Genomic DNA, 25,867 nt, shown 5'->3' with positions numbered 1-25,867 from the left:
ATGAGTATTCTTGTTATTGCCGAACACGATCAGCAAACGATCAAGTCTGCCACCTTGAACACCGTTGCCGCCGCCGCCAAGATCGGTGGTGATGTCCATCTGCTGGTCGCCGGCAGCGCCTGTTCCGGAGCGGTGGCCCAAGCGGCTGCGCTGCAGGGCGTGACCAAGGTGTTGGCGGTAGATGCTGCGCAATACGAAGCCCAGACGGCGGAAAATCTGGCGGCGCTGGTGCTCGCCAATGCTTCGTCGTACACCCACATCCTGGCGCCGGCGACCACTTTCGGCAAGAACCTGCTGCCGCGCGTTGCCGCCTTGCTCGATGTCGCGCAGATATCCGAAATCACCGCGGTGGAGTCCGTCGACACCTTCGTCCGTCCGATCTATGCCGGAAACGCGATGGCGACGGTGCAGAGCCAGGACCCGGTCAAGGTGATCACCGTTCGTACGACGGCCTTCGATCCGCTCGGCAACGGGGCTGCTGCTCCCGTTGAAAGCCTGGCTGCTGCCGCAGACACCGGTCTGACCGTGCTGCAGGGGCGCGAACTGACCAAGTCCGAGCGTCCCGAACTGGGGGCAGCGAAGATCATCGTTTCCGGTGGTCGCGGTCTGGGCAGCGGCGAGAATTATCATCGTCTGCTCGAGCCGCTCGCAGACAAGCTCGGTGCTGCGCTCGGCGCCAGCCGGGCGGCGGTCGATGCCGGTTTTGTCCCGAACGATTATCAGGTCGGTCAAACCGGCAAGGTTGTTGCCCCGCAGCTCTATGTCGCCATTGGTATTTCCGGCGCCATCCAGCACCTGGCCGGCATGAAGGACTCCAAGGTGATCGTGGCGATCAACAAGGATCCGGATGCGCCGATTTTCCAGGTTGCCGATTACGGCTTGGTCGCCGATCTGTTCGAAACGGTTCCGCAACTCGAGAATAGTCTCGGCTAGAATGAGTCGGTGAATCTCACCGACGACCTTTTGGGCGAAATGTGGTACTGGGCGGCTTGGGCTGCCTGGGTGCCGCTTTTCGCCCTCAGTGTTTGGCGCGCTCCGTGGAAGCGCCTGGCTGCTTCCGAGCAGTCCAACCTATGGCTGGGCATGATCGTGTTGTTGGTGCTGGTCTGGAGCATGAAGGCGGGGGTCAAGCCTGGGCTGGCGCTGCATCTGCTCGGTGCTAACGTCTTCACCCTGGCGTTCGGCCCGCATCTGGCATTCATCGGGCTGTCTCTTGTTACTTTTGGTATTACCCTGAACGGTGGTGCCGGAATTCTGGCTTTTGCCGTCAATGCCTTGCTGCTGGCCGGGCTCAGCGTACTGGTCAGCAGCCAGTTGTTTCAGCGGCTGTCCCGTGTTTTGCCCAAGCATTTCTTCGTTTTCATCTTCGTGAATGCCTTTCTCGGTGCCGGGGTCGTCATCCTGAGCGTCGGACTCGTTTCAAGCCTTTTGCTCGGGATGGCGGGGGCTTATTCCTGGGGCTATCTTTTCGAAGAGCATTTTCCGTATTATCTCCTCCTGGCATTTTCTGAGTCTTGGTTGTCAGGAATGGTGGTCACGTTGTTCGTGGTTTATCGGCCGCAATGGGTGGTGTCTTTCGACGATTCGAGCTATCTTTCCGGCAAATAGTTGATACAATCCGCTTATTTGATCGTCATCTGGGGGCATTGTTGAATCAGCAGGGATTTCGGATAACGCTGGGCTTGCTGTGCTTGGTCGTGCACAGTGGCGCGATGGCGATTGGGCTGGGTGAACTGCATGGCCAGCCCGCGCTGGGCAATCGCCTGGAGTTGTCAATCAGCATTCTTGGGCAAGAGAAGGAAAACCTGGACCCAAGCTGTTTTCGCTTGGTGCGACCGGGTGGCGGTGACGATCTGCCTTGGTTGAAACAGGCTGATTTGCGCGTCGTGGCGGGCAAGCCGCCGCAGCTGAAAATAACTTCGCATCAGGTGCAGCGTGATCCGGTAGTGCGGCTTGCTGTTCATCTGGCTTGCGGGCACGAAGTCTATCGGGAATACACCATCCTGGCTTCGCCCGATGTCGATGCGCGTCAGGAGGGTGCGGCCAAGGTTGCTGCTATCGCCGATGCCAAACAACCGGCTCCGGTGCGCAGAGCCGTCAAGCCTTCGGCGAACATGCCGGCGTCGCGTCAGGTGGCGCGTAGTGATGTTTCTGCTCCGCTTGCTGCTAATCCCAGGGAGAGCGCGCCGCTGGGAGGGGATCAGCTTCTGGTTTCGGCAGCCGACATCGGCGGTGATCTTCCTTTGCGTGTTTCGCCTTTGTTGCGCGAGCAGTCGCGGGAGGCCAGCGATACCCAGCGTGAAATGCTTCGGCTTGAGTTTCGCATGTTGCAGGCGCTGCATGAGCAAGCCGGTGGACAACTCGAAATGGCCGAGAAGTTGCGGGCCATGGAGAGTGCGCTAGCCGAGCTTCAGGGGCGCGCCCTGTCGCTGACGGAAAGTGCTTCCGAAAACAAGTCTGCAGTTCCCCCCGTATCTAATCAGGCGCCTACTCCCAGAAAGGCTGTTGAAGAGGACTCGGGCTGGTGGTTTTACGGGTTGTTGCTGGGTGTCGTGCTGGCACTGGGTGCCTGGCTTTTCCTCAGAGGCAGGCAAGGGCGGCGGGCGCAGGAAGAGGTTTTCCCTAGTGCCGCCTCCGAACAGTTGATCGACGCACCGCGCAAGGGAGAGCTCGACGACGTAAAGCGCAAGGTTGATCTGCCCCTGGAGGCGCCGGTTTCCGGAAGTTCGCAGAAGGTTGATGTGGAATTGGCAGGTGCTACTGGTGCCGCGCCGGTGGTTGCGGAGAGGCCGCAGCCGCGGGCGCTGCCGGGCGATTCCGTGCTTTCCATCAATGCGACGACGCTTGACGAGCACTTCGAGGCCAATCCGGTCATGGAGTTGGCTGACATCATGCTTTCCTTTGGTCGTGTCAAGGGAGCGGCGCAGGCATTGCAGGAATACATCGACAACAATCCGCAAGAGGCTTTGCAGCCTTGGATACGGTTGATGGATGTCTACCGCATGGCTGGCATGCGTGAGGAATTCGAGGCTGTTTCCCGTAATCTCAATCAGCATTTCAACGTCGAGGTCCAGTCCTGGAGCGATGGCAAGGAAGCAACTGAAGTTGATCTCATGCTGGACGGTGACGGGGCGGCGGCGGCATCGGGGGCGCCGGTCCGGCCTCAGGCTCTGGAAGAAATGCCGCGGATCATCGGCAGCGTTGTCAAGATGTGGGACCGGGAGGATGTCGTCGGTTATCTTTACGAGCTCCTGCGCGATAATCGGGGCGGTCAGCGGCAGGGCTTCTCCTTGCCGGTTGTCGAGGATATTCTGTTCCTGATTGAGCTCAAGGAAACCGCGAACCGGATGGAGAAGGAAGGTGCCCGCGGGCTTTGAGTTGCGCTGGCTCGGGAAAACCGGCATTTCATGCCGGTTTTTTTTTGGTCTTGATTTTCTGAAATTTCGCCGCTTCTGTGTTTTACAGTTCCGGGATAGCTGTTATCATGGCAGGCTTTCCACCTTGCCCTACCGTTACGCATGATGGGGGGTTTATCCCAAAAGGAGTTTGCATGCGCCATTATGAAATCTGTTTTATCGTCCATCCGGACCAGAGTGAACAAGTGCCCGGCATGGTCGAGCGCTATCGTTCCATTGTTACCGCCAAGGGCGGTTCGGTGCATCGTCTGGAAGATTGGGGGCGTCGTCAACTGGCCTATCCGATCCAGAAAATTCACAAGGCTCACTACGTGCTGATGAATATCGAGTGCGATGGTGAGACCCTCGCCGAGCTCGAGCATTCCTTCCGTTTCAATGATGCTGTCCTGCGTCATCTGACCGTTAAGATGAAGGCTGCCGTGACTTCCCCTTCGCCGATGATGAAGGAAGAGAAGTCGAAGTCGCTGCTCGCCGGCGATGCTGAAGCGGTTGTCGAAGCCGCTGCCTGATCGCGGATTGCACGGGGAATAGCGCACTGAATCAGATCACCCTGTCCGGATGCCTGGTTGAACGCAAGCGTTTGCGTTACACACCGAGCGGAGTTCCGGTCAGCGAAGCCAGGATAAGCCACCAATCGACGCTCACCGAGAACGGTAGCGAAAGGCGGGTGGAGGTCGAGATGGCAGTAATCGCTTTGGGTGAATCGGCGCGCTGGCTGGAAGCAGCCCCGCTTGGCAGCACCATCGGAATCCACGGATTCCTGGCTGCTCGGGGTAAAAACAGCAGATCCTCGGTGATACACGCCAACACTATCGAATATTTGGAAGGAAACGAAAATGGCACGATTCTTCAAGAAGAAGATTGATGACAAGAAAAAGCGTCGCGGCAACAGCCTGTTCAAGCGTCGCAAGTTCTGCCGCTTCACTGCAGAAAAGGTCGAACAGATCGACTACAAGGACGTCAACGTCCTCAAGGAATACATCCAGGAAAACGCCAAGATCATGCCGGCTCGCCTGACCGGCACCAAGGCCGGCTATCAGCGCCAGCTGGGCACCGCGATCAAGCGCGCCCGCTTCCTGGCCCTGCTGCCCTACACCGACAACCATCAATAATTTTCGGGGAGACGAAACATGCAAATCATTCTGCTCGAGAAGGTTGTCAACCTGGGTAACCTCGGCGATGTGGTCAAGGTCAAGGACGGTTACGCCCGTAATTTCCTGATCCCGCAACGCATGGCCAAGCGTGCCACGCCGGCTGCCATGGCTGAATTCGAAGCGCGTCGCGCCGAACTGGAAAAGGCTGCTGCCGAAAAGCTGGCTGCCGCCCAGGGCGTTGCCGACAAGATGAACGGTACCGCCGTCTCGGTCGCCCGCAAGGCCGGCATGGATGGTCGCCTGTTCGGCTCGGTTGGCAATGCCGACATCGCCGAAGCCCTCAAGGCTGCTGGTTTCGATGTCGACAAGGCTGCCATCCGCATGCCGGAAGGCCCGCTCAAGGCGATCGGCGAATTCCCGATCGACGTTGCGCTGCACACCGATGTCGTGGCCAACATCACGGTCGCCGTGGTTGCCGAGTAAGACGCTTTAACTTACGCTTCAAGGCCTCGCAATTGCGAGGCCTTTTTAATTTGCAGGGCACCATGAACCAGCGACAGAACAAGTCCCGGGCCGCCGATCCCGTACTCGATACCTTGCGCGTCCCGCCGCATTCGATCGAGGCGGAGCAATCGATTCTTGGTGGCCTGCTGCTCGACAACAATGCCTGGGATCGCATTGGCGATCAGGTCGCCGAGAGCGATTTCTATCGCGATGAGCACCGGCGGATTTTCCGGCAAATCCGCAACTTGCTTGAAAAGGCAAAGCCAGCCGACGTGGTGACGGTTGCCGAGGCACTGGATGCCGCCGGCGAAAACGATCAGACCGGCGGTCTCGCCTATCTCGGCGAACTGGCGGCAAACACGCCGTCGGCGGCCAATATCCGGCGTTACGCGGAAATTGTCCGCGAGCGTGCCGTGCTCAGGCAACTGGTGGCCACGGCCGATGAAATCGCGTCCGATGCCCTGAATCCGCTGGGTCGGGATGCGGCTTCGCTGCTTGACGAAGCCGAGTCCAAGATCTTCAAGATCGCCGAAGCCGGTGCCGGTCACGCCGAAGGTTTCGTACATATCAACCCGCTGCTGACTCAGGTTGTCGAGCGTATCCAGGAACTGCACGATCGTGACAACCCCTCCGACATCACTGGCGTGCCGACCGGTTTCGTCGATCTCGACCAGAAGACCTCGGGCTTTCAGCCGGGCGACCTGATCATCGTCGCTGGTCGCCCGTCCATGGGTAAAACGGCTTTCGCGCTCAATATCGCGGAGAATGTCGCGGTCGATAGTGGTTTGCCGGTTGGTGTGTTCTCCATGGAAATGGGCGGGGCGCAGCTGGCGATGCGGATGCTGGCTTCGATCGGCCGGCTCAATTCGCAAAGTCTGAGAACCGGGCGGATGAGCGACGACGAGTGGTCGCGTCTGTCGTTTGCCCTCGGCAAGCTGCACGAAGCACCGATCTACATCGACGAGACCGGTGGTCTGAGCCCGGCCAACCTGCGCGCCCGGGCGCGTCGGCTGGCGCGCCAGTACGGCGGCAAGCTCGGCCTGCTGGTGATCGACTACATCCAGCTAATGAGCGGCAACAAGGCGGGCGAGAACCGCGCCACCGAAGTCTCGGAAATCTCGCGCTCGATCAAGTCACTGGCCAAGGAACTGCAGGTGCCGATCGTCGCCCTTTCGCAGTTGTCACGGAAGGTCGAGGAACGTACCGACAAGCGGCCGATGATGTCCGACTTGCGCGAATCCGGCGCCATCGAGCAGGATGCCGACGTGATCCTGATGATGTACCGCGACGAATACTACAAGCCCGACTCGCCGGACAAGGGACTGGCCGAAGTGATCATCGGCAAGCAGCGTAACGGCCCCACCGGCACCGTACGCCTCGCCTTCCTCGGCGAATACACCCGCTTTGAAAACCTCGCGTCGGGCGGTTTCCAAGACGCCCGAGACTAGGTTCGAGGTTTCGGCGCCAGCCAAAACCTCGCGTCGGGCGGTTTCCAAGACGCACGGGACTAAGTTCGAGGTTTCGGCGCCAGCCAAAACCTCGCGTCGGGCGGTTTCCAAGACGCACGAGACTAAGTCCGAGGTTTCGGCACCAGCCAAAACCTCGCGTCGTCGGTAGTCGCTGCCCCGTATTCCTACAGCACGACTTGACGTGTGCTGATCCGGATTGACGAGTTGTTCGGGTTGAGCGCGTCGATGTTCTGCGTGCCGACGCGCAGTTGTGGGAGGACGAAGAAGGGCAGGGAGTGCGACATGCCGGCGATCTGCAGGTCGTTGCCGGTATGAAATCCTGCCCAGTTCATTTCCCAGACGCCGAACAGGACCCGTCGCAGCGATGCCAGTTGGCCGCTGCTGTCCCGGAGGGCTTCGTAAGCGACCGCCCGCCGGACATCGCTGGGGTCGGCCGGAATCCAGCCGTAGCCGGGCAAGTAGAACTCCGCCCGGACATGCTGGGCGCGCGTGGCGTCTTCGCTACGCAGGCCGAGCGAGGGGAACAGCCGCGAGCGGCCGATCCGGATGCCATAGACGCAGCGCGCCGGGATGCCGATGGCCCGGCAGACGGCGACGAACAAGCCGTTGATGTCGGCAGAGCGGCCGCCGTACTGGCCCGAGATCAACTGCCGGTGAATATCACCATTGCCACAGCCGGGCAGGGATGGGTCGTAGATCGCGTTTTCGCAAATCCAGTCGTAAATGGCCTTGATTTGAGCCAGCGGGTCCTTGATCCGTCCGACGATGCGTTCGCCCAACTGGCGGGCCAGACCATCGTTGGGAATCAGCGTGCTGGCCTGCAGGTTCTGGCGCAGGATGTCATCGCGCTCCGGTGCGACGCTGCGCCGGGTGATGTCGAAGTGCCGGTCGGCCGTGCTGACCTGCGTGACGAGGCGCAGCGAGGCATTACCCGCATCGTTCCATTCACAACGCAGCATTTCCAGAGTGCCTTCGGGTCTGCGTTGCAGGCTGATGTTGCGGGCATCGGTCTGCCAATTGTGACCGAGCATTCTCTGATAGAGACTGTCCTGGCTCGATGGCAGGGGAAGCCAGAGGCTGGCGGTTTGCCCCGGCGCATGCAGCGTCAGCGTCGTGACGATTTCGTAGGTCTGCCAATCGGTCGGGGCTTCCTGGGCGCGAACCGGTGGCAGGCGTGAAGTCGAGGTGCCTTCCGTCGGAGCGTCGATCAGTGGTGTGGCGGCACTATGTACGGCCGGACGCGAAGTCTCGGCGAAATTGGCGCGTGACGAACGAGCACTTTTCTTCTTGCTGGTTTTCCGGGTGGATTTTTTCGAGGCAGTTTTATGTTGGGTCTTTTTCTTTGCCGCCAGGGCATCGCCGGTAAAGAGCGAGAACAGTGCGGATGCGGCCAGAAAGTCTCTGCGTTTCAAGGCGAACCTCGGGAAAAAATCAAGGTTGAAATGAAAAGGCCGTGTCAGACACGGCCTTGCCAAAGTGCCGCCGACTATAGCACGTCGGCTGCGTGATCAGCCAGACGCGAGCGTTCGCCTCTTTGTAACGTGATGTGACCGGAATGCGGCCAGCCCTTGAAGCGATCGACGACGTAGGTCAGGCCGGAGCTGCCCTCGGTCAGGTAGGGCGTGTCGATCTGCGCGATGTTGCCCAGGCAGATCACCTTGGTGCCGGGGCCGGCGCGGGTGACCAGCGTCTTCATCTGCTTCGGTGTCAGGTTCTGCGCTTCGTCGATGATCAGGTACTTCTTCAGGAAGGTACGGCCGCGCATGAAGTTCAGCGACTTGACCTTGATCTTCGAACGGATGATGTCGTGCGTCGCCGCCTTGCCCCAGTCACCGCCATAGGGGCTGCTGTCGTCGGTATTGGTCAGGACTTCGAGGTTGTCCTCGAGCGCGCCCATCCACGGCGCCATCTTTTCCTCCTCGCTGCCGGGCAGGAAGCCGATGTCCTCGCCGACCGGCACGGTGACGCGGGTCATGATGATCTCGGCGAACTGTTTGCTTTCCAGCGTCTGGGTCAGGCCGGCGGCCAGGGTCAGCAGCGTCTTGCCAGTGCCGGCCTGGCCGAGCAGGGTGACGAAATCGATCTCCGGATTCATCAGCAGGTTGAGCGCGAAGTTCTGCTCGCGGTTGCGGGCCGTGATCCCCCAGATCGCGTTTTTCGGATGGGTATAGTCGACCAGGGTTTCCAGCACCGCGCTCTTGCCAGCGGTTTCCTTGACGATCGCCGCGAAGCCGTCCTTCTCCAGCCAGACGAATTCGTTGACCAGAAACTGCGGGCAAAGCGGACCATTGACCCGGTAATAGGTCTTGGTGTCCTTCTTCCAGGATTCCATGCCCTTGCCATGCTTTTCCCAGAAGTTGTCGGGCAGGGCGCGAGTGCCGGAGTAGAGGATGTCGGTGTCCTCGAGCACCTTGTCGTTGAAGTAGTCCTCGGCCAGCAGGTTCAGCGCCCGCGACTTGATGCGCATGTTGATGTCTTTCGACACCAGGATCACCGGGCGCTTGGGGAATTTCTTCTGGAGGTGGATGACGACCGACAGGATCTGGTTGTCCACCTTGGAGGTCGGCAGGCCTTGCGGCAGTTCGGTGCTGATCGCCTCGGTCTGCAGGTAGAGGCGGCCGCTGGCCAGCTTGGCCGACGGCCCGTAGAGGGCGATCCCCTCGTCGATATCGACGTCGTCGTGGGCCAGCATCTCGTCCAGCATGCGCGAGGCCTGGCGAGCGTTGCGGGCGATTTCCGACATCCCCTTCTTGTGGTTGTCGAGCTCTTCCAGGGTCATGATCGGCAGGAAGATGTCGTGCTCCTCGAAGCGGAACAGACAGCTCGGATCGTGCATCAGGACATTGGTGTCGAGCACGAAGATCTTGGTCATTGCGGGCTTCTTGGCGGCGGGTTGGCGCGGCATGGGGGTCTCGCGGGGACGGTTGGAAATCAGAGGGTGTGGACGAAGTCGAGCACTTCCTGAGCATGGCCGGCGACCTTGACGCCGCGCCACTCGCGGCGCAGCACGCCGTTGCGATCAATGACGAAGGTGCTGCGCTCGATGCCGCGGCATTGCTTGCCGTACATCATCTTCTGCTTGATCACGCCGAACAGGTTGCAGACGGCTTCGTCGGCGTCGGAGCCGAGCTCGAACGGGAAGGATTGCTTGGCCTTGAAGTTCTCGTGCGACTTCAGGCTGTCGCGGGAAACGCCGAGGACGACTGCGTCGGCGGCGGCGAACTGGGTGTGCAGGTCGCGGAAGTTCTGCCCTTCCGTGGTGCAGCCGGGCGTGCTGTCCTTGGGGTAGAAATAGATGACGACGATGCGGCCGGCCTGGTCGGCGAGCCGGAAGGTGGTGCCGCTGGTGGCGGGCAGGGTGAGGTCGGGGACCGGGGTGTCGAGCATGGTGGCTTCCTGTGGTTGTTTTGGGCCATTGTGTTCGGAGCCCGCTGGCCCGGTCAAGCCTTTGTTATACACTGGCGGCCATGGGAAAACTGCCTGCCTGCCTGCTTTTCTGCCTGGGTCTCGCGGCCTGTGGCGAGTCGTGGAACACGCCCTATCCGGCCGCCGATGCCGGCCGCGAAATCCTCTACACCGCCTTCACCGACCGCCCCAAGCACCTCGACCCCGCCCAGTCCTACACCGAGGACGAGGCCGCCTTCACCGGCCAGATCTACGAACCGCCGCTGCAGTACCACTACCTGCGGCGCCCCTATCAGTTGATCCCGGCAACCGTCGAAGCGGTGCCGCATCCGCGCTACCTGGCGGCCGACGGCAGCCGCCTGCCGGACGATGCGCCGGACGCGGCGATCGCCGAAAGCGTCTATGAGCTGACCCTGCAGCAGGGCATCCGTTACCAGCCGCATCCGGCTTTCGCACAGGACGCCACCGGGCAGCCGCGCTTCCTGGGGGCCGAGGCGGCGGCCGGTCGGCAGAGCATCGCCGATTTTCCGGCGACGGCCAGCCGCGAACTGAGCGCCGACGACTACATCTACCAGATCAAGCGCCTCGCCCATCCGCGCCTGCATTCGCCGATCTACGGCATGATGGCCGACAAGATCGTCGGCTTGCGCGAACTCGGCGAACGCCTGCGGGCAGCGGCCAAGGACCTGCCGGGCGACGCCTGGCTCGATCTCGACGCCTTCGCCCTGAGCGGCGTCGAACGCGTCGATGCGCGGACCTGGCGCATCCGTATCCGTGGCAAGTATCCGCAGTTTTCTTACTGGCTGGCGATGCCCTTCTTTGCGCCGGTGCCGCGCGAGGTCGATCGCTTCTACGCCCAGCCCGGCATGCGCGAGAAGAACCTGACGCTCGACTGGTGGCCGGTCGGCACCGGCCCCTACATGCTGACCGAGAACGACCCGAACCGGCGCATGGTGCTGGCCCGTAACCCGAATTTCCGCGGCGAACCCTATCCCTGCGACGGCGAAGCCGAAGACGCCGGCGCCGGTCTGCTCGCCGATTGCGGCAAGAGCATGCCCTTCATCGAGCAGGCGGTCTTCACCCGCGAGAAGGAGGCGATTCCCTACTGGAACAAGTTCCTGCAGGGCTACTACGACGCTTCCGGGATTTCCTCGGACAGCTTCGACCAGGCGGTTCGCGTCAACGTCGGCGGCGACGTCGCGCTGTCCGACGAGATGCGCGACAAGGGCATCCGCCTCCTGACCTCGGTGCGGCCGTCGACCTTCTACATGGGATTCAACCTGCAGGACCCGGTGGTCGGCGGGCTCGGCGAGCGGGCGGCGAAGTTGCGCCGGGCAGTGTCGATCGTCATCGACCAGGAGGAGTTCATCTCGATTTTCCAGAACGGTCGCGGCATCGCCGCCCAGGGGCCGCTGCCGCCCGGCATCTTCGGCTACGAAGCGGGCGAGGCGGGAATCAACCGCGTCGTCTATGACTGGGTCGAAGGCCAGGCGCGGCGCAAGTCGGCGGCTGTCGCCAAACAGTTGCTCGCCGAAGCCGGCTATCCGAACGGTCGCGACGCCAGGACCGGCGAGCCGCTGGTCCTCAACCTCGACACCACCGGCGGCGGGATGGGCGAGAAATCGCGTCTCGACTGGCTGACCCGGCAATTCGCCAAGATCGACGTGCAACTGGTGGTGCGCGCCACCGACTTCAACCGCTTCCAGGATAAGCTGCGGCGCGGCGCCGTCCAGCTTTATTACCTGGGCTGGAACGCCGACTACCCCGATCCGGAGAACTTCATGTTCCTGCTGCACGGTCCGGAAGCGCGCCTCAAGGGCGGCGAGAACTCGTCGAACTACGAGAATCCGGAATACGACCGTCTGTTCCAGCAGATGAAGAACATGGAGAACTCGCCCGAGCGCCTGGCCATCATCCGGCGCATGAACGACATCCTGCGCCAGGATGCGCCCTGGGTCTTCGGGCTGCACCCCAAGAGCTACACGCTGACCCACCGCTGGCTGAAGAACCGCAAACCGAGCGATGTCGGCAACAACACGCTGAAGTACCAGCGGATCGACGCCGTCAACCGGGCGCAGGCGCGGCGCGAGTGGAATGCGCCGGTGCGCTGGCCGCTGCTGGTGGCGCTCGGGTTGCTGTTGCTGGCGGTGGTGCCGGCCTTGATCGGTTACCGGCGGCGCGAACGGGCGGCGGTCAGGTCGGCCGACTGAAGGCGGCGATTTCCCGCGGGTGCTCGACGATGCGGTCGGCGCCCCAGGCCTCGATCGGGCGCTCGACGCCGAGGTAGCCCCAGCGCACGGCGACTGTGGCGCAGCCGGCGGCCTGGCCGGCGACGATGTCGCGCTGGTCGTCGCCGACGTAGAGGGTGGCGGCCGGCGCCACCCCGAGCAGTTCGCAGGCGTGCAGCAGGGGCAGCGGCGACGGTTTGGCGGCGGCCGTCGTGTCGCCGCTGACGACGCAGGTGGTGCGCGGCGCCAGGCCGAGCAGGCGGACCAGCGGGTCGGTGTAGCGCATCCGCTTGTTGGTGACGATGCCCCAGCGCAGCCCGTTCTCCTCAAGCCGGTCGAGCAGGTCGGCAATGCCGGCGAAGAGTTGCGTGTCGACGCACAGGCGGGTTTCGTAGTGGGCCAGGAAGCGCGCCGCAAGAGCGGCATAGTCAGGGTGCTCGGGGCTCATGCCGAAGCCCTTGAACAACATGCCGCGCACGCCCTGCGAGGTGAACGGGCGCAGTTCGGCGAGCGGCTGCGGCGCCCAGCCTTCCTCGAGCAGCAGGCGATTGACGCAGGCGGCGAGGTCGGGGGCGGTGTCGGCGAGCGTGCCGTCGAGGTCGAAAAGGACGGCCCGGGGAGCGGCCTCAGGCATTGCGCTGGGCGCGCAGCAGATAATTGACGCTGGTGTCGCGGCCGAGGCTGTAATCCCGGGTCAGCGGGTTGTAGCTCATGCCGAGGATTTCCTGCGGTTCCAGGTTGCCCATCTTGGCCCAGCGGGTGAGTTCCGACGGCTTGATGAACTTGGCGTAGTCGTGGGTGCCCTTGGGCAGCAGCTTGAGCAGGTATTCGGCGCCGATCACCGCGAACAGGTAGGCCTTCGGGTTGCGGTTGAGCGTCGAGAAGAACACCTGGCCGCCGGGTTTGACCAGGCGGGCGCAGGCGGTGATGGTGCTCGAAGGATTGGGCACGTGTTCGAGCATTTCCAGGCAGGTGACCGTGTCGAAGGCGCCGGGCATCTGTTCGGCCAGTTCCTCGGCGGAAATCTGCCGGTAATCGACCTTCTGCCCGCTCTCCAGCAGGTGCAGGCGGGCGACGCCAAGCGGCTTTTCCGAGAGGTCGATGCCGGTGACCTCGGCGCCCAGCGCAGCCATGCCTTCCGAGAGCAGGCCGCCGCCGCAGCCGACATCGAGCACCCGCTTGCCGCGCAATCCGACGCAGCGGTCGATCCAGCCCAGGCGCAGAGGGTTGATGTCGTGCAAAGGTTTGAATTCGCTGTTCGGGTCCCACCAGCGGTGGGCCAGGTCGCCAAATTTCTGCAGTTCGCTGGGGTCGGCGTTGAGCATGGTCGGTTTCGCAAGGCTGAAAAAGAAAAGGCCCTGCCGAAGCAGGGCCTGCATTGTAGCAGCGGCGGATTACTTGGTGCCGATGACTTCGATGTCGACGCGGCGATCGGCCTGCAGGCAATCGATCAGCGACTTCGACTTCTTCTCGCTCTTGCCGCACTTGTCGCCGGTGACCGGCTGGGTTTCGCCCTTGCCTTCGGTGTAGACGCGGTTGGCTTCGATGCCCTTGGCAACCAGGTATTCCTTGACCGCGGCAGCGCGCTTCTCGGACAGCTTCTGGTTGTAGGCGGCACCACCGATGCGGTCGGTGTGGCCGACGGCGAGGATTACTTCGAGCTTGATCTGGCCAGCCTTGGCGACCAGCTCGTCGAGCTTGGCCTTGCCTTCCGGACGCAGGACAGCCTTGTTGAAGTCGAACAGCGCGTCAGCGGCGACGGTGACCTTCTCGCCGGTCGGCTTGACGCCAGCGACAGCAGCCGGCGTGGTGGCCGGAGCGGCGATCGGCTTGCCTTCGCAGGCGGCCTTCGGCAGCAGGTCGCGGTCGCATTCGCAACCGGCCTTGTCGGCGGCGGCGGCGGCCGGGGTCCAGTAACCGGTGCGCCAGCAGAGGCCGAAACCGCTCTTGGCGACGACGTCGCGCTGGTCGATGACATAGACACGTTCCTGAGCGACGGCGGCAAAGCCGATACCTGCCAGCAGGGCAACAGCCAGGGATTTCTTGGCGATATTCTTGATCATGGTCTTCCCTCGTTGAAGAAATTGGAAATTTCAGCGGTTTGCATCAGGGTGCAAGCGCTTTCCCCGTGCAGACTTCCGCTTTATTCTGCCATAGCGCGGCGGATGCATCCAAGCGAAATTCCTTGCCAACCCGTAAAGTTTTGTGCTCTAGCAGACACTTCCCGGCCACCCAGACATGGCTGACCTGTTCGCGGCCGGCGACATTGACCAGGTGCGACAGCGGATCGTAGCAGGGCTGGCATTCAAGATCGGCCAGCGAGACCGCGCACAGGTCTGCCTGCTTGCCGCGGGCGATGGAGCCGGTAATGCTGTCCAGGCCCAGCGCTCGCGCGCCATTCAGGGTCGCCATGCGCAGCGCCGTCGCCGCTGGCAGGGCAGCGGCATCGCCGCTGCTGCCCTTGGCCAGCAGCGCCGCCAGGCGCATTTCGCCGAACAGGTCGAGGCGATTGTTGCTGGCGGCACCATCGGTGCCGAGACCGATGTTGATGCCGGCGGCGTGCATTTCGGCAATGCGGGCGATGCCGCTGGCAAGCTTCAGGTTGGAGGTCGGGCAGTGGGCGATGCTGCAGCCGGCGTCGGCGAGCAGCCGGATTTCGCTGTCGTCGAGATGGACGGCGTGCACGCCGATGAAGCCGGGGCCCAGCTGGGCCAGCGCCTGCAGGCGGGCGAGCGGGCGCTGGCCGTGCTGCTGCAGGCCATCGGCGACCTCCTGCCGGGTTTCGTGGATATGGCAGTGGATAGGCAGGTCGAGTTGTTCGGCCAGCGTGGCAATACGCTGGAAAGTGCGGTCGGCAACGGTATACGGCGCGTGCGGTGCCAGGCAGAAGCTGAGCAGTGGGTTGTCGCGGCAGGCTTCGCGGGCGGCGAGGCCCTTGGCGATGTAGTCGTCGGCGTCGCTGGCGTAGTTGCCGGGGAATTCCAGCGTGGTGATGCCGAGCGCGGCGCGCATGCCGAATTCCGTGGCGGCTTGCGCGGCGGCTTCGGGGAAGAAGTACATGTCGTTGAAGCAGGTGATGCCGCCGCGCAGCATTTCGGCGCAGGCCAGCCGCGTGCCGTCGAGGACGAAGGCGGATGAAACCAGCGCTCCTTCCGCCGGCCAGATATGGCGTTGCAGCCATTCCATCAGCGGCAGGTCGTCGGCGATGCCGCGCAGCAGCGTCATCGCGGCGTGCGTGTGGAGGTTGATCAGGCCGGGGATCAGGATGTGCTGTTCGAGGCGGTGCTGCTCGGCAGCCTGGTAACGCTGGCGGGCTTCGGCGGCTGGCAGGATGTCCAGGATGCGTCCGCCGCGTACCGCGACCGCGTGGTTGTGCAGGATTGCGTCGGTTTCTACCGTGGCGATCCAGCGGGCTTCGATCAGCAGGTCGATTTTTTCGGGTGTCGGTGTCATGGAAATGGGCAGCAGTGGGCCGGTGGCGGCGTGGTAAAATAGCAAATTACCTGTGTTACAACCAAACATAGTGCCGGCCAGCCCGGCGCGGATACCAGAGACATGGACCAATTCGCCAAAGAAACCCTGCCGATCAGCCTCGAAGACGAGATGCGGCGTTCCTATCTCGATTACGCGATGAGCGTGATCGTTGGCCGGGCGCTGCCGGATGCGCGCGACGGCCTGAAGCCGGTGCATCGCCGCGTGCTTTACGCGATGCACGAGACGAACAACGTCTGGAACCGTCCTTTCGTCAAGTGCGCCCGCGTCGTCGGCGAGGTCATGGGTAAATATCACCCGCACGGCGATTCGGCGATCTACGACACGCTGGTGCGCATGGCGCAGGATTTTTCGTTGCGCTACACGCTGGTCGACGGTCAGGGTAACTTTGGCTCGATCGACGGCGACAATGCGGCGGCCATGCGTTATACCGAATGTCGCCTGGATCGCATCGCTTCCGATCTGACCGCCGATATCGACAAGGAAACGGTCGACTTCGAGCCGAACTACGACGGCAAGGAGCTGGAGCCGTCGGTGTTGCCGACCCGCATTCCCAACCTGCTGATCAACGGTTCGGCCGGTATCGCCGTTGGCATGGCGACCAATGTGCCGCCGCACAACCTCAATGAAGTCGTCGCCGGCTGCCTGGCCTTGCTGGAAAACCCGGCGCTGTCGATCGACGACCTGATCGAGTACATCCCGGCGCCCGACTTTCCGACCGCCGGCCTGATCTACGGCGTGATGGGCGTGCGCGAAGGCTACAGGACCGGCCGCGGCCGCGTCGTCATGCGCGCCCGCACCCATTTCGAGGACATCGGCAAGGGCGACCGCCAGGCGCTGATCGTCGACGAGATTCCGTATCAGGTTAACAAGAAGTCGCTGATCGAGAAGATCGCCGAGCTGGTCAACGAGAAGAAGATCGAAGGCATCTCCGACATCCGCGATGAATCCGACAAGTCGGGCATGCGCATCGTCATCGAGCTGAAGCGCGGCGAGGTCGGCGAGGTCATCCTCAACAACCTGTACAAACAGACGCAGTTGCAGGACACCTTCGGCATGAACATGGTGGCGCTGGTCGATGGTCAGCCACGCTTGCTGAACCTGAAGCAGGCGCTGGAGTGCTTCCTGTCGCACCGGCGCGAAGTGGTGACGCGGCGCACGGTGTTCGAACTCAGGAAGGCGCGCGAACGCGGCCACATCCTCGAAGGTCTGGCCGTCGCGCTGTCCAACGTCGACGAAATCATCGCTCTGATCAAGGCGGCGCCGACGCCGGCCGACGCCAAGATCGGCCTGATGGGGCGCCAGTGGCGCAGCCCGGTGGTCGAGGAAATGCTGGTCCGGGCAGCCTCCGACGTTTCGCGCCCGGACGGCCTGCTGCCGGAATTCGGCTTGTCCGAACAGGGCTATCGCCTGTCCGACGCGCAGGCTCAGGCCATCCTCGAACTGCGCCTGCAGCGCCTGACCGGTCTGGAGCAGGACAAGATCGTCAGCGAGTACAAGGAGGTCATGGCCAAGATCCTCGACCTGCTCGACATCCTGGCCCGCCCGGAGCGCATTACCGAAATCATCGTCAATGAACTGACGGCGATCCGCGACCAGTTCGGCGACGAGCGCCGCTCGGAAATCGTGCTGCACACGCAGGAACTCGGCATCGAGGACTTCATCACGCCGCAGGACATGGTCGTCACCCTGTCGCACGGCGGCTACATCAAGGCCCAGCCGCTCGCCGACTACCGCGCGCAGAAGCGCGGCGGGCGCGGCAAGCAGGCGGCGGCGATCAAAGACGAGGATTTCGTCGACCACCTGTTCGTCGCCAACACCCACGACTACATCCTGTGCTTCTCCAACCGGGGTCGCTGCTACTGGCTCAAGGTCTATGAAGCGCCGCAGGGCAGCCGGACCAGCCGCGGCAAGCCGATCGTCAACCTGTTCCCGCTGGAAGAAGGCGAGCGCATCAACGCCGTGCTGCCGGTCAAGGAATTCGCCGACGACAAGTTCATCTTCATGGCCACCCGCGACGGCACGGTCAAGAAGACGCCGCTGTCCGACTTCTCCAACCCGCGCAAGGCCGGCATCATCGCCGTCGATCTGCTCGACGACGACTACCTGATCGGTGTCGAACTGACCACCGGCCAGAGCGACATCGTGCTCGTTTCCAACGCCGGCAAGGCGGTCTGGTTCGACGAGGAAGACGTCCGGCCGATGGGCCGTGGTGCCCGCGGCGTGCGCGGCATGAAGCTGCAGGAAGGGCAGACCGTCATCTCGCTGCTGGTCGCCGAGGATGACCAGCAGACGGTGCTGGTCGCCACCGAGAACGGCTTCGGCAAGCGCACCGTGCTCGCCGACTTCCGTCACTCCGGGCGCGGCACGCAGGGCGTCAAGGCGATTGCCGATTCCGAGCGCAACGGCGTGGTGGTCGGTGCCAAGCTGGTCGGCGACGACGACGAGGTGATGCTGATCACCACCGGCGGCGTGCTGATCCGCACCCGCGTCTCGGAAATCCGCGGCATGGGCCGGGCGACGCAGGGCGTCACCTTGATCTCGCTCGACGAAGGCGAGAAGCTGGCGGGCCTGGAGAAGGTTGCCGAGTCGGTGGCCGACCCGGTGGCGGAAAGCGAAGGGGAAGCCGATGCGGCTGGCGAAAGCGCCGCGCCGGCAGCCGAAGATCAAGGTGGAGAAGCATAAATGACGCGTATCTGGAATTTCAGCGCCGGTCCGGCTGCACTTCCCGAAGAGGTCCTGCGCCAGGCGCAGGAAGAGCTGCTCGACTGGCAGGGCGCCGGCTGCAGCGTCATGGAAATGAGCCATCGAGGCAAGGAATTCATGTCCATCCTGGCGCAGGCCGAAGCCGACCTGCGCGAGCTGATGGGCATTCCCGAGCAGTACAAGGTGCTGTTCCTGCAGGGCGGGGCGACGCAGCAGTTTGCGCAGATTCCGATGAACCTGCTGGCCGGCCGCTCGGCCGACTACATCGTCACCGGCTCGTGGTCGAAGAAGGCGGTCAAGGAAGCGCAGCGTATCGGTAATGTCCGCGTCGCGGCGACGACCGAGGACAGCGGCTTCACCCGCCTGCCGACGGCCGAGGAGATCAAGCTCGATCCCTTCGCCGCCTACCTGCACGTGTGCACCAACGAGACCATCCACGGCGTCGAGATTCCCGCCGAGCGCATCGCCGACACCGGCGTGCCGCTGGTTGCCGACATGTCGTCGCACATCCTGTCGCGCCCGGTCAATGTCGAGAAGTTCGGCCTGATCTACGCCGGTGCGCAGAAGAACATCGGCCCCTCGGGCGTGACGCTGGTCATCGTTCATCGTGACCTGCTCGGCATGGCGCCGCTCAACATCCCGACCGTGATGGATTACGCGGTGATGGCCGAGAACGGCTCGATGCTCAACACGCCGCCGACCTTCGGCATCTACATCGCCGGCCTGGTTTTCCAGTGGCTGAAGAAGCAGGGCGGTCTGGCCGGCATCGACGCGATCAACGCCGAAAAGGCGCGCATTCTCTACGAGTGCATCGACAATTCCGGCGGTTTCTATACCAACCCGGTCGATCCCGATTGCCGTTCGCGGATGAACGTTCCGTTCGTGTTGGCCGATGCCGCGCTCGACGCGCCTTTCCTGGCGGCGGCCAAGGATGCCGGCGTGCTCGGCCTGAAGGGCCACAAGTCGGTCGGCGGCATGCGCGCCTCGATCTACAACGCCGTCTCGCTCGACGCGGTCAAGGCGCTGGTCGGTTTCATGAACGATTTCGCCAAGCGGAACGGGTGAGCGCATGAGCGACGATCTCTCGAAAGCTCTGGCCGGCGTGCGCGCCGACATCGACCGCATCGACGGCGACATCCTGCGCCTCTTGAACGAACGTGCCCGCTGCGCCCAGCGCGTCGGCGAGATCAAGGCCGAATTCGGCGACGCCGGTTTCATCTACCGGCCGGAGCGCGAGGCGCAGGTGCTGCGCCGTTTGCAGGACAGCAACCCTGGGCCGCTGCCGAACGAGAACATCACCTTCTTCTTCCGCGAGGTGATGTCGGCCTGCCTGTCGCTCGAACAGCCGCTCGGCATCGCTTTCCTCGGCCCGCTCGGCACCTTCTCGGAATCGGCGGCGACCAAGCATTTCGGCCATGCCGGCCGCCTGCTGCCGCAATCTTCGATCGACGATGTCTTCCGCGAAGTCGAGTCCGGTCATGCCCATTATGCCGTCGTGCCGGTCGAGAATTCGACCGAAGGCGCGGTCGGTCGGACGATGGACCTGCTGCTCGGCACGCCGCTGAAGATCTGCGGCGAGGTCGTGCTGCGCATCCACCAGAACCTGCTGTCGAAGGAAACAGAGCTCAAGGCGATCAGCCGCGTCTATTCGCACGCTCAGTCGCTGGCGCAGTGCCACGAATGGCTCAACCGCATGCTGCCGCAGGCGCAGCGCATTTCGGTCGGCAGCAACGCGCAGGCGGCGCAGAAGGCCGCCGAGGAAGCCGGTTCGGCGGCGATCGCCGGCGAGGCCGCGGCCGCCCGTTACGACCTGCCGCGGCTGGCCGAGAACATCGAGGACGAGCCGAACAACACCACCCGTTTCCTGGTCCTCGGCAAGCACGACGCCGGGATTTCCGGGCGCGACAAGACCTCGCTGATCATGTCGGCGCCCAATCGCACCGGCGCCCTGCACGAATTGCTGGCACCGCTGTCCGCCGCCGGCGTCTCGATGTGCCGGCTGGAGTCGCGGCCGGCGCGCAATGCGCTGTGGGAATACGTCTTCTACGTCGATGTCGATGGCCATCGCGACGAGCCGGCGGTCAAGGCCGCGCTCGAACAGTTGGCCGGCAACGCCGCCTACCTGAAAATCCTCGGCTCCTACCCGGTCGCCGTTTTCTGAGGAATCCCGATGTCCCTCACCGAACAAGCCCTCGCCTACGTCCGCGCCATCTCGCCCTACCAGCCGGGCAAGCCGATCACCGAACTGGCCCGCGAGATGGGCATTCCGGTGGATAGCATCGTCAAGCTCGCCTCCAACGAGAACCCGCTCGGCATGAGCCCGCAGGCCAGGCAGGCGGTGGAAGCGGCGCTTGCCGGCGTCGAGCGCTATCCGGACCAGTTCGAGCTGATCGCCAAGCTGGCGGCACGCTGCGGCGTCGCGCAGAACCAGGTGGTGCTTGGTAACGGCTCGAACGACGTGCTCGACCTGGTTGCCCGCGCCTTTCTCGCCCAGGGCCGTTCGGCGGTGTTCGCCCAGCATGCTTTCGCCGTCTATCCGCTGGCCACGCTGTCGATTGGCGGCGAGCTGATCTGCGTGCCGGCGAAGGATTTCGGCCACGACCTCGAGGCGATGCTCGCCGCGATCCGTCCGGACACCCGCGTCGTCTGGATCGCCAACCCGAACAACCCGACCGGCAACTTCCTGCCCTATCCGGAAGTGCGCGCCTTCCTGGAAAAGGTGCCAGCCGATGTCGTCGTCGTCCTCGACGAAGCCTATAACGAGTACATCCCGCCCGAAGCGCGCGTCGATACCGCCGCCTGGGTCGCCGAATTCCCGAACCTGGTGGTCTGCCGCACCTTCTCCAAGATCTACGGCCTGGCTGGGCTGCGCATCGGCTACGGCGTCACTTCGGCGGCCGTCGCCGACCTGATGAACCGCGTCCGCCAGCCGTTCAACGTCAACAACCTGGCGCTCGCCGGCGCGCTCGCCGCGCTCGACGACGACGAATTCCTGCAAGCCAGCTACGAGCTCAACCGGCGCGGCATGGCGCAGATTGTTGGCGCGCTGGAAAAACTCGGCCTGGCCTACATCCCGTCCTACGGCAACTTCGTCACCTTCAAGGCCGGCGATGCCGCCGCGGTGAACCAGAAGCTGCTGCAGCAGGGCGTCATCGTCCGGCCGATCGGCGGCTACGGCATGCCCGAGTGGCTGCGCGTGACGATCGGCAGCGAAGCCGAGAACGCGCGCTTCATCGCGGCGCTGGAAAAGGCCCTGTAAATGGACGCCGGCCAGCCCGAGTTCGGCAAGATCGTCGTCTTCGGTACCGGCCTGATCGGCGGTTCCTTCGCGCTCGGCCTCAAGGCGGCCGGCGCCGTCGAGGAGGTGGTCGGCTTCGGCCGCACCCCGTTGACCTTGCGCGTGGCGCAGGAACTGGGCGTCATCGACCGCGCCGGGATCAACCCGGCGCACGAGATCGGCGACGCCGACATCGTGCTGGTAGCGACGCCGGTGGCGCAGATGCCGGAAATCTTCGCCCGCATCGCGCCTTATCTCGGGCCGAACACCATCGTCACCGACGGCGGTTCGACCAAGGGCGACGTCGTCGCCGCGGCGCGCGCCGCCTTCCGCGGCCACATCGGCAAGTTCGTGCCGGCGCATCCGATTGCCGGCGCTGAGAACAGCGGGCCGTCGGCCGCCCGGCAAGACCTCTATCAGGGCAAGAAGGTCGTCGTCACGCCGCTGCCCGAGAACAACGACGAGCGCCTCGACCGCGTCAAGCGCGCCTGGGCGCTGTGCGGCGCCGACATCTACGAGCTGACGCCGGAAATGCACGACCGCGTCTTCGCCGCCGTCAGCCACCTGCCGCACCTCCTGTCCTTCGCCCTGGTCCATGACCTGGCGGTGCGCGACGACGCCGAGCTGTTCTTCACCTTCGCCGCCTCCGGCTTCCGCGACTTCACGCGGATCGCCGCCAGTCACCCGGAAATGTGGCGCGACATCTGCCTCGCCAACCGCGAGGCGCTGCTCGGCGAACTCGACAGTTATCGCGCCCAGCTCGACGAGTTGCGCGACGCGCTGGCCCGCGCCGACGGCGAGCGTCTCGAAGACGTCTTCGGCATCGCCCGCCAGGCGCGCCGGGAGTGGGCGGGAAGCTGAACGTGCGGCGGCTGCGCGCGCTGCTCTGCGGGCTCGCGCTGCTGCTTGCCCTGCCGCTCGCCGCGGCGCCGCCGGAACTCCTGCTGGCCAACGTCTATCGCGACGACATCGACCCCGCCGCCTATCTGGTCAGCGAGAAGCTCGACGGCGTGCGCGCCGTCTGGGACGGCGAGACGCTGCGTTTTCGCAGCGGCAACCGGGTCAATGCGCCGGCCTGGTTCACCGATGCCCTGCCGAAAACGCCGATGGACGGCGAGTTGTGGCTGGGCCGTGGCCAGTTCGAGCGCCTCTCCGGCATCGTCCGCCGCGAACAGCCGGTCGATGCCGAGTGGCGGGAGGTCCGCTACATGATCTTCGAACTGCCCGGGGCGCCGGGGACTTTTGCCGAGCGGGCCGGGCGCATCCGTGCAATCGTCGCTGCCGCGGCCTTGCCCTGGCTGGTCGAAGTGGCGCAGGCAACGCTGGCCAGCCGGGAAGCGCTGCGCCAGCGGCTGGCGCAAACCGTCAAGGCCGGCGGTGAAGGCCTGATGCTGCATCGCGCCGACGCGCCCGGCGAAACCGGCCGTTCCGATACGCTGCTCAAGCTCAAGCCCTGGCTCGACGCCGAGGCCGTCGTCATTGCCCACCTGCCGGGCAAGGGCAAGTACGCCGGGCAGCTCGGCGCCTTGCGCGTGCGCCTGGCAGACGGTCGCGAATTCCGTCTCGGCACCGGTTTTTCCGATGCGCAACGCCGGAATCCGCCGCCGATCGGCAGCGTCGTCACCTACCGCTACCGCGAGCTGACCGGAAAAGGGCTGCCGCGCTTCGCCAGTTTCCTGCGCCTGCGTCAGGAATGACTGCGGCCTGAGTTAAAATCTCCCTTTTTACTGAACAGCGATAAGCATGATCCTCGTCACTGGCGGCGCCGGTTTCATCGGCAGTAATTTCGTTCTTGACTGGTGCGCGCAAAGCGACGAACCGGTCATCAATCTTGATGCCCTGACTTATGCGGGCAACCTGGAAAACCTGGTGGCGCTCGACGGGAATCCGGCGCATGTGTTCGTTCGCGGCGGGATCGGCGACTTTGACCTAGTTGCCAAGCTGCTGGCCGAGCACAAGCCGCGGGCGGTGGTCAATTTTGCTGCCGAATCGCACGTCGATCGCAGCATCCACGGTCCGGAGGATTTCATCCAGACCAACATCGTCGGTACTTTCCGCCTGCTGGAGGCGGTGCGCGCCCATTTCGGCGGACTGGGCGCGGAGGAAAAGACGGCCTTCCGCTTCCTGCACGTGTCGACCGACGAAGTCTATGGCTCGCTCGCCAGCGACGATCCGGCCTTCACCGAGACCAACCGTTACGAGCCGAACAGCCCGTACTCAGCGAGCAAGGCAGCCTCCGACCATCTGGTGCGCGCCTATCATCACACCTACGGCCTGCCGGTGCTGACCACCAACTGCTCGAACAACTACGGTCCCTACCATTTCCCGGAAAAGCTGATCCCGCTGGTTATCCACAACGCGCTCGCCGGCAAGCCGCTGCCGATCTACGGCGACGGCCGCCAGATCCGCGACTGGCTCTACGTCAAGGACCATTGCTGCGCGATCCGGCGCGTCCTGGAAGCCGGCCGCCTTGGCGAAACCTACAACGTTGGTGGCTGGAACGAGAAAACCAACCTCGAGGTCGTGCATACCTTGTGCGACATGCTCGACGAACTGCGCCCGCGCGCCGATGGCCAGTCCTACCGGACGCAGATCACTTTCGTCAGCGACCGCCCCGGCCACGACCGCCGCTACGCGATCGATGCGACGAAGCTGGAGCGCGAGCTGGGCTGGAAACCGGCCGAAACCTTCGCCACCGGCATCCGCAAGACGGTGCAGTGGTACCTGGACAACCCGGCCTGGGTGCAGAACGTCACCAGCGGTGCGTACAAGCAGTGGCTGGGCAAGCATTACGGAGAAAACGCATGAGTCAGCAGCGCAAGGGCATCATCCTCGCCGGCGGTTCCGGCACCCGGCTCTACCCGGTGACGCTGGCGGTTTCCAAGCAACTGCTGCCGATTCACGACAAGCCGATGATCTACTATCCGCTGAGCACGCTGATGCTCGCCGGCATCCGCGACATCCTGGTCATCTCGACGCCGCAGGACACGCCGCGCTTCCAGCAACTGCTCGGCGACGGCAGCCAGTGGGGGCTGAACCTGCAATACGCGGTGCAACCCAGCCCGGACGGCCTGGCGCAGGCCTTCATCATCGGCCGCGACTTCATCGGCGGCGGCGATTCAGCGCTGGTGCTCGGCGACAACATCTTCTACGGCCACGAGTTCGCCAACGACCTCGCCGCTGCCGGCGCGCAGCCTTCGGGGGCGACCGTCTTCGCCTATCACGTGCATGATCCGGAGCGTTACGGCGTCGTCGAATTCGACGCGGCGGGCCGGGCGGTCAGCCTCGAGGAAAAGCCGAAACAGCCCAAATCGAATTACGCGGTCACCGGCCTCTACTTCTACGACAACCAGGTGCTCGACATGGCGCGCGACCTCAAGCCGTCGGCGCGCGGCGAACTGGAAATCACCGACATCAACCGCCTCTACCTCGAACGCGACCAGCTCAGCGTCCAGGTCATGGGCCGCGGCCACGCCTGGCTCGATACCGGCACCCACGAAAGCCTGCTCGACGCCAGCCAGTTCATCGCCACGATCGAGAAACGCCAGGGGCTGAAGATCGCCTGTCCCGAGGAAATCGCCTTCCGCAAGGGCTGGGTCGATGCGGCGCAACTGGAAAAACTGGCGCAGCCGATGCTCAAGAATCCCTACGGCCAGTACCTGATCGGCCTGCTCGGCGAGCGGAGGTTCTGATGCAACTCGTCTCCACTTTGCTGCCCGGCGTGCTGCTGCTCGAACCGCGCGTCTTCGGCGACGAGCGCGGTTTCTTTTTCGAGAGTTTCAATCAGCGCGCCTTCGACGAAGTGGTCGGCGAGCACGTCGATTTCGTTCAGGACAACCACTCGAAAAGCCGGCGCGGTGTGCTGCGCGGCCTGCATTACCAGCTGCCGCCGAAAGCCCAGGGCAAGCTGGTGCGCGTCGTCGAAGGCGAGGTTTTCGACGTCGCGGTCGATCTGCGCCGCACCTCGGCGACCTACGGCCACTGGGCCGGTGCCCTGCTGTCCGCCGCCAACAAGCGGCAGATGTGGATACCGCCGGGCTTCGCCCACGGTTTCGTGACCCTGAGCGAAACCGCGGAGTTCCTCTACAAGACCACCGACTACTATGCGCCCGAGTACGAGCGCTGCATCCGCTGGAACGATCCGGCGCTGGCCATCGAATGGGGCTACAGCCGGGAACCGCAACTGTCGGCCAAGGACGCCGCGGCGCCGGGCTTTGCCGAGGCCGAAAAGGCTTTCTGAGGGCGGGGGCTTCGGACTTTGACGGTCCCCGGGTAA

The 25,867-nt window shown here is 63.8% G+C and carries 25 protein-coding genes; 18 read left to right on the top strand and 7 right to left on the bottom strand.

What is annotated here, in order from left to right:
* From AC0KWY_RS06890 to dnaB, 8 genes are all read left to right on the top strand, one after another.
* Positions 1-933, top strand: coding sequence for an electron transfer flavoprotein subunit alpha/FixB family protein (locus tag AC0KWY_RS06890; protein ID WP_474028895.1), 933 nt, complete (start codon positions 1-3; stop codon positions 931-933).
* Between the two features lie 9 nt (positions 934-942).
* Entirely contained in the window at positions 943-1,608 is a 666-nt protein-coding gene (locus AC0KWY_RS06885) for an energy-coupling factor ABC transporter permease (RefSeq protein WP_474028894.1), read from the top strand.
* Entirely contained in the window at positions 1,563-3,377 is a 1,815-nt protein-coding gene (locus AC0KWY_RS06880; RefSeq protein ID WP_474028893.1) for a type IV pilus assembly protein FimV, read from the top strand. Before AC0KWY_RS06885 ends, AC0KWY_RS06880 begins: the two co-directional genes overlap by 46 nt.
* Positions 3,378-3,550: 173 nt before the next feature.
* On the top strand, positions 3,551-3,925 hold the full coding sequence (gene rpsF / locus AC0KWY_RS06875; RefSeq protein ID WP_474028892.1) for a 30S ribosomal protein S6: 375 nt from the start codon (positions 3,551-3,553) through the stop codon (positions 3,923-3,925).
* Positions 3,926-3,996: 71 nt separating this feature from the next.
* Positions 3,997-4,281 carry a primosomal replication protein N gene (gene priB, locus AC0KWY_RS06870; protein ID WP_474028891.1) on the top strand — a complete coding sequence of 95 codons (285 nt, stop codon included), beginning with the start codon at positions 3,997-3,999 and terminating at the stop codon, positions 4,279-4,281.
* Positions 4,253-4,528 carry a 30S ribosomal protein S18 gene (rpsR, locus tag AC0KWY_RS06865; RefSeq protein WP_474028890.1) on the top strand — a complete coding sequence of 92 codons (276 nt, stop codon included), beginning with the start codon at positions 4,253-4,255 and terminating at the stop codon, positions 4,526-4,528. The genes priB and rpsR overlap by 29 nt, the downstream gene beginning before the upstream one ends.
* Positions 4,529-4,546: 18 nt before the next feature.
* Entirely contained in the window at positions 4,547-4,993 is a 447-nt protein-coding gene (gene rplI / locus AC0KWY_RS06860; protein ID WP_474028889.1) for a 50S ribosomal protein L9, read from the top strand.
* Positions 4,994-5,055: 62 nt separating this feature from the next.
* A complete protein-coding gene (gene dnaB, locus AC0KWY_RS06855) occupies positions 5,056-6,462 on the top strand; it encodes a replicative DNA helicase (RefSeq protein ID WP_474028888.1) in 1,407 nt (468 codons plus the stop codon).
* A 185-nt stretch (positions 6,463-6,647) separates the two neighbouring features.
* Here dnaB and AC0KWY_RS06850 read toward each other — a convergent pair whose 3' ends face one another.
* The 3 genes from AC0KWY_RS06850 to AC0KWY_RS06840 all read right to left on the bottom strand — a co-directional run bounded on the left by AC0KWY_RS06850 (position 6,648) and on the right by AC0KWY_RS06840 (position 9,870).
* Positions 6,648-7,895 (bottom strand): transglutaminase-like domain-containing protein, encoded by a 1,248-nt coding sequence (locus AC0KWY_RS06850; protein ID WP_474028887.1) that lies wholly within the window; start codon positions 7,893-7,895, stop codon positions 6,648-6,650.
* Positions 7,896-7,969: 74 nt separating this feature from the next.
* Positions 7,970-9,388 carry a PhoH family protein gene (locus tag AC0KWY_RS06845; RefSeq protein ID WP_474028886.1) on the bottom strand — a complete coding sequence of 473 codons (1,419 nt, stop codon included), beginning with the start codon at positions 9,386-9,388 and terminating at the stop codon, positions 7,970-7,972.
* Between the two features lie 26 nt (positions 9,389-9,414).
* The gene (locus AC0KWY_RS06840; protein ID WP_474028885.1) at positions 9,415-9,870 is read right to left on the bottom strand and encodes a peroxiredoxin; all 456 of its coding nucleotides are present in this window, start codon (positions 9,868-9,870) and stop codon (positions 9,415-9,417) included.
* A gap of 80 nt (positions 9,871-9,950) precedes the next feature.
* Between AC0KWY_RS06840 and AC0KWY_RS06835 the strand changes: the two genes are divergently transcribed.
* A complete protein-coding gene (locus AC0KWY_RS06835) occupies positions 9,951-12,098 on the top strand; it encodes an ABC transporter substrate-binding protein (RefSeq protein ID WP_474028884.1) in 2,148 nt (715 codons plus the stop codon).
* Here the strand turns inward: AC0KWY_RS06835 and gph are convergent.
* From gph to AC0KWY_RS06815, 4 genes are all read right to left on the bottom strand, one after another.
* Positions 12,082-12,750, bottom strand: coding sequence for a phosphoglycolate phosphatase (gene gph, locus AC0KWY_RS06830; RefSeq protein ID WP_474028883.1), 669 nt, complete (start codon positions 12,748-12,750; stop codon positions 12,082-12,084). The genes AC0KWY_RS06835 and gph overlap by 17 nt on opposite strands.
* Positions 12,743-13,441 carry a bifunctional 2-polyprenyl-6-hydroxyphenol methylase/3-demethylubiquinol 3-O-methyltransferase UbiG gene (gene ubiG / locus AC0KWY_RS06825; protein ID WP_474028882.1) on the bottom strand — a complete coding sequence of 233 codons (699 nt, stop codon included), beginning with the start codon at positions 13,439-13,441 and terminating at the stop codon, positions 12,743-12,745. Before ubiG ends, gph begins: the two co-directional genes overlap by 8 nt.
* 69 nt (positions 13,442-13,510) lie before the next feature.
* Complete coding sequence (locus tag AC0KWY_RS06820; protein WP_474028881.1) at positions 13,511-14,179, bottom strand: OmpA family protein; 669 nt, start codon at positions 14,177-14,179, stop codon at positions 13,511-13,513.
* A gap of 43 nt (positions 14,180-14,222) precedes the next feature.
* Complete coding sequence (locus AC0KWY_RS06815) at positions 14,223-15,569, bottom strand: TRZ/ATZ family hydrolase (protein WP_474028880.1); 1,347 nt, start codon at positions 15,567-15,569, stop codon at positions 14,223-14,225.
* Between the two features lie 102 nt (positions 15,570-15,671).
* Between AC0KWY_RS06815 and gyrA the strand changes: the two genes are divergently transcribed.
* The 9 genes from gyrA to rfbC are packed head-to-tail and all read left to right on the top strand — an operon-like array spanning position 15,672 to position 25,831.
* Complete coding sequence (gene gyrA / locus AC0KWY_RS06810; RefSeq protein ID WP_474028879.1) at positions 15,672-18,293, top strand: DNA gyrase subunit A; 2,622 nt, start codon at positions 15,672-15,674, stop codon at positions 18,291-18,293.
* Positions 18,294-19,379 (top strand): 3-phosphoserine/phosphohydroxythreonine transaminase, encoded by a 1,086-nt coding sequence (gene serC, locus AC0KWY_RS06805; protein WP_474028878.1) that lies wholly within the window; start codon positions 18,294-18,296, stop codon positions 19,377-19,379.
* A gap of 4 nt (positions 19,380-19,383) precedes the next feature.
* Positions 19,384-20,475: a prephenate dehydratase gene (gene pheA / locus AC0KWY_RS06800; protein ID WP_474028877.1), complete on the top strand. Its 1,092-nt coding sequence runs from the start codon at positions 19,384-19,386 to the stop codon at positions 20,473-20,475.
* 9 nt (positions 20,476-20,484) lie between these two features.
* On the top strand, positions 20,485-21,573 hold the full coding sequence (gene hisC, locus AC0KWY_RS06795; protein ID WP_474028876.1) for a histidinol-phosphate transaminase: 1,089 nt from the start codon (positions 20,485-20,487) through the stop codon (positions 21,571-21,573).
* Positions 21,574-22,452: a prephenate dehydrogenase gene (locus AC0KWY_RS06790; protein ID WP_474028875.1), complete on the top strand. Its 879-nt coding sequence runs from the start codon at positions 21,574-21,576 to the stop codon at positions 22,450-22,452.
* Positions 22,453-22,454: 2 nt separating this feature from the next.
* Positions 22,455-23,288, top strand: coding sequence for a DNA ligase (locus tag AC0KWY_RS06785; protein ID WP_474028874.1), 834 nt, complete (start codon positions 22,455-22,457; stop codon positions 23,286-23,288).
* Between the two features lie 46 nt (positions 23,289-23,334).
* The gene (gene rfbB / locus AC0KWY_RS06780; RefSeq protein WP_474028873.1) at positions 23,335-24,399 is read left to right on the top strand and encodes a dTDP-glucose 4,6-dehydratase; all 1,065 of its coding nucleotides are present in this window, start codon (positions 23,335-23,337) and stop codon (positions 24,397-24,399) included.
* On the top strand, positions 24,396-25,283 hold the full coding sequence (gene rfbA, locus AC0KWY_RS06775; RefSeq protein WP_474028872.1) for a glucose-1-phosphate thymidylyltransferase RfbA: 888 nt from the start codon (positions 24,396-24,398) through the stop codon (positions 25,281-25,283). The genes rfbB and rfbA overlap by 4 nt, the downstream gene beginning before the upstream one ends.
* Positions 25,283-25,831 (top strand): dTDP-4-dehydrorhamnose 3,5-epimerase, encoded by a 549-nt coding sequence (rfbC, locus tag AC0KWY_RS06770; RefSeq protein ID WP_474028871.1) that lies wholly within the window; start codon positions 25,283-25,285, stop codon positions 25,829-25,831. The genes rfbA and rfbC overlap by 1 nt, the downstream gene beginning before the upstream one ends.
* Positions 25,832-25,867: the final 36 nt, after the last annotated feature.

It is taken from the genome of Azonexus sp. MM2026_4 (genome assembly GCF_055901855.1).
The sequence above is the reverse complement of the archived record's forward strand: the minus strand, read 5'-3'. Positions and strand labels throughout refer to the sequence as shown.

Excerpts from the sequence above, each read along its gene's own strand:
- AC0KWY_RS06890 (WP_474028895.1), top strand. The coding sequence starts at position 1 with ATGAGTATTCTTGTTATTGCCGAACACGATCAGCAAACGATCAAGTCT.
- rfbA (WP_474028872.1), top strand. The coding sequence starts at position 24,396 with ATGAGTCAGCAGCGCAAGGGCATCATCCTCGCCGGCGGTTCCGGCACC.
- AC0KWY_RS06815 (WP_474028880.1), bottom strand. The coding sequence starts at position 15,569 with ATGACACCGACACCCGAAAAAATCGACCTGCTGATCGAAGCCCGCTGG.
- gyrA (WP_474028879.1), top strand. The coding sequence starts at position 15,672 with ATGGACCAATTCGCCAAAGAAACCCTGCCGATCAGCCTCGAAGACGAG.
- rplI (WP_474028889.1), top strand. The coding sequence starts at position 4,547 with ATGCAAATCATTCTGCTCGAGAAGGTTGTCAACCTGGGTAACCTCGGC.
- ubiG (WP_474028882.1), bottom strand. The coding sequence starts at position 13,441 with ATGCTCAACGCCGACCCCAGCGAACTGCAGAAATTTGGCGACCTGGCC.
- AC0KWY_RS06880 (WP_474028893.1), top strand. The coding sequence starts at position 1,563 with ATGGGTGGTGTCTTTCGACGATTCGAGCTATCTTTCCGGCAAATAGTT.
- rfbC (WP_474028871.1), top strand. The coding sequence starts at position 25,283 with ATGCAACTCGTCTCCACTTTGCTGCCCGGCGTGCTGCTGCTCGAACCG.
- AC0KWY_RS06835 (WP_474028884.1), top strand. The coding sequence starts at position 9,951 with ATGGGAAAACTGCCTGCCTGCCTGCTTTTCTGCCTGGGTCTCGCGGCC.
- rfbB (WP_474028873.1), top strand. The coding sequence starts at position 23,335 with ATGATCCTCGTCACTGGCGGCGCCGGTTTCATCGGCAGTAATTTCGTT.
- pheA (WP_474028877.1), top strand. The coding sequence starts at position 19,384 with ATGAGCGACGATCTCTCGAAAGCTCTGGCCGGCGTGCGCGCCGACATC.
- AC0KWY_RS06820 (WP_474028881.1), bottom strand. The coding sequence starts at position 14,179 with ATGATCAAGAATATCGCCAAGAAATCCCTGGCTGTTGCCCTGCTGGCA.
- AC0KWY_RS06845 (WP_474028886.1), bottom strand. The coding sequence starts at position 9,388 with ATGCCGCGCCAACCCGCCGCCAAGAAGCCCGCAATGACCAAGATCTTC.
- dnaB (WP_474028888.1), top strand. The coding sequence starts at position 5,056 with ATGAACCAGCGACAGAACAAGTCCCGGGCCGCCGATCCCGTACTCGAT.
- serC (WP_474028878.1), top strand. The coding sequence starts at position 18,294 with ATGACGCGTATCTGGAATTTCAGCGCCGGTCCGGCTGCACTTCCCGAA.
- gph (WP_474028883.1), bottom strand. The coding sequence starts at position 12,750 with ATGCCTGAGGCCGCTCCCCGGGCCGTCCTTTTCGACCTCGACGGCACG.
- rpsF (WP_474028892.1), top strand. The coding sequence starts at position 3,551 with ATGCGCCATTATGAAATCTGTTTTATCGTCCATCCGGACCAGAGTGAA.
- rpsR (WP_474028890.1), top strand. The coding sequence starts at position 4,253 with ATGGCACGATTCTTCAAGAAGAAGATTGATGACAAGAAAAAGCGTCGC.
- AC0KWY_RS06790 (WP_474028875.1), top strand. The coding sequence starts at position 21,574 with ATGGACGCCGGCCAGCCCGAGTTCGGCAAGATCGTCGTCTTCGGTACC.
- AC0KWY_RS06840 (WP_474028885.1), bottom strand. The coding sequence starts at position 9,870 with ATGCTCGACACCCCGGTCCCCGACCTCACCCTGCCCGCCACCAGCGGC.
- hisC (WP_474028876.1), top strand. The coding sequence starts at position 20,485 with ATGTCCCTCACCGAACAAGCCCTCGCCTACGTCCGCGCCATCTCGCCC.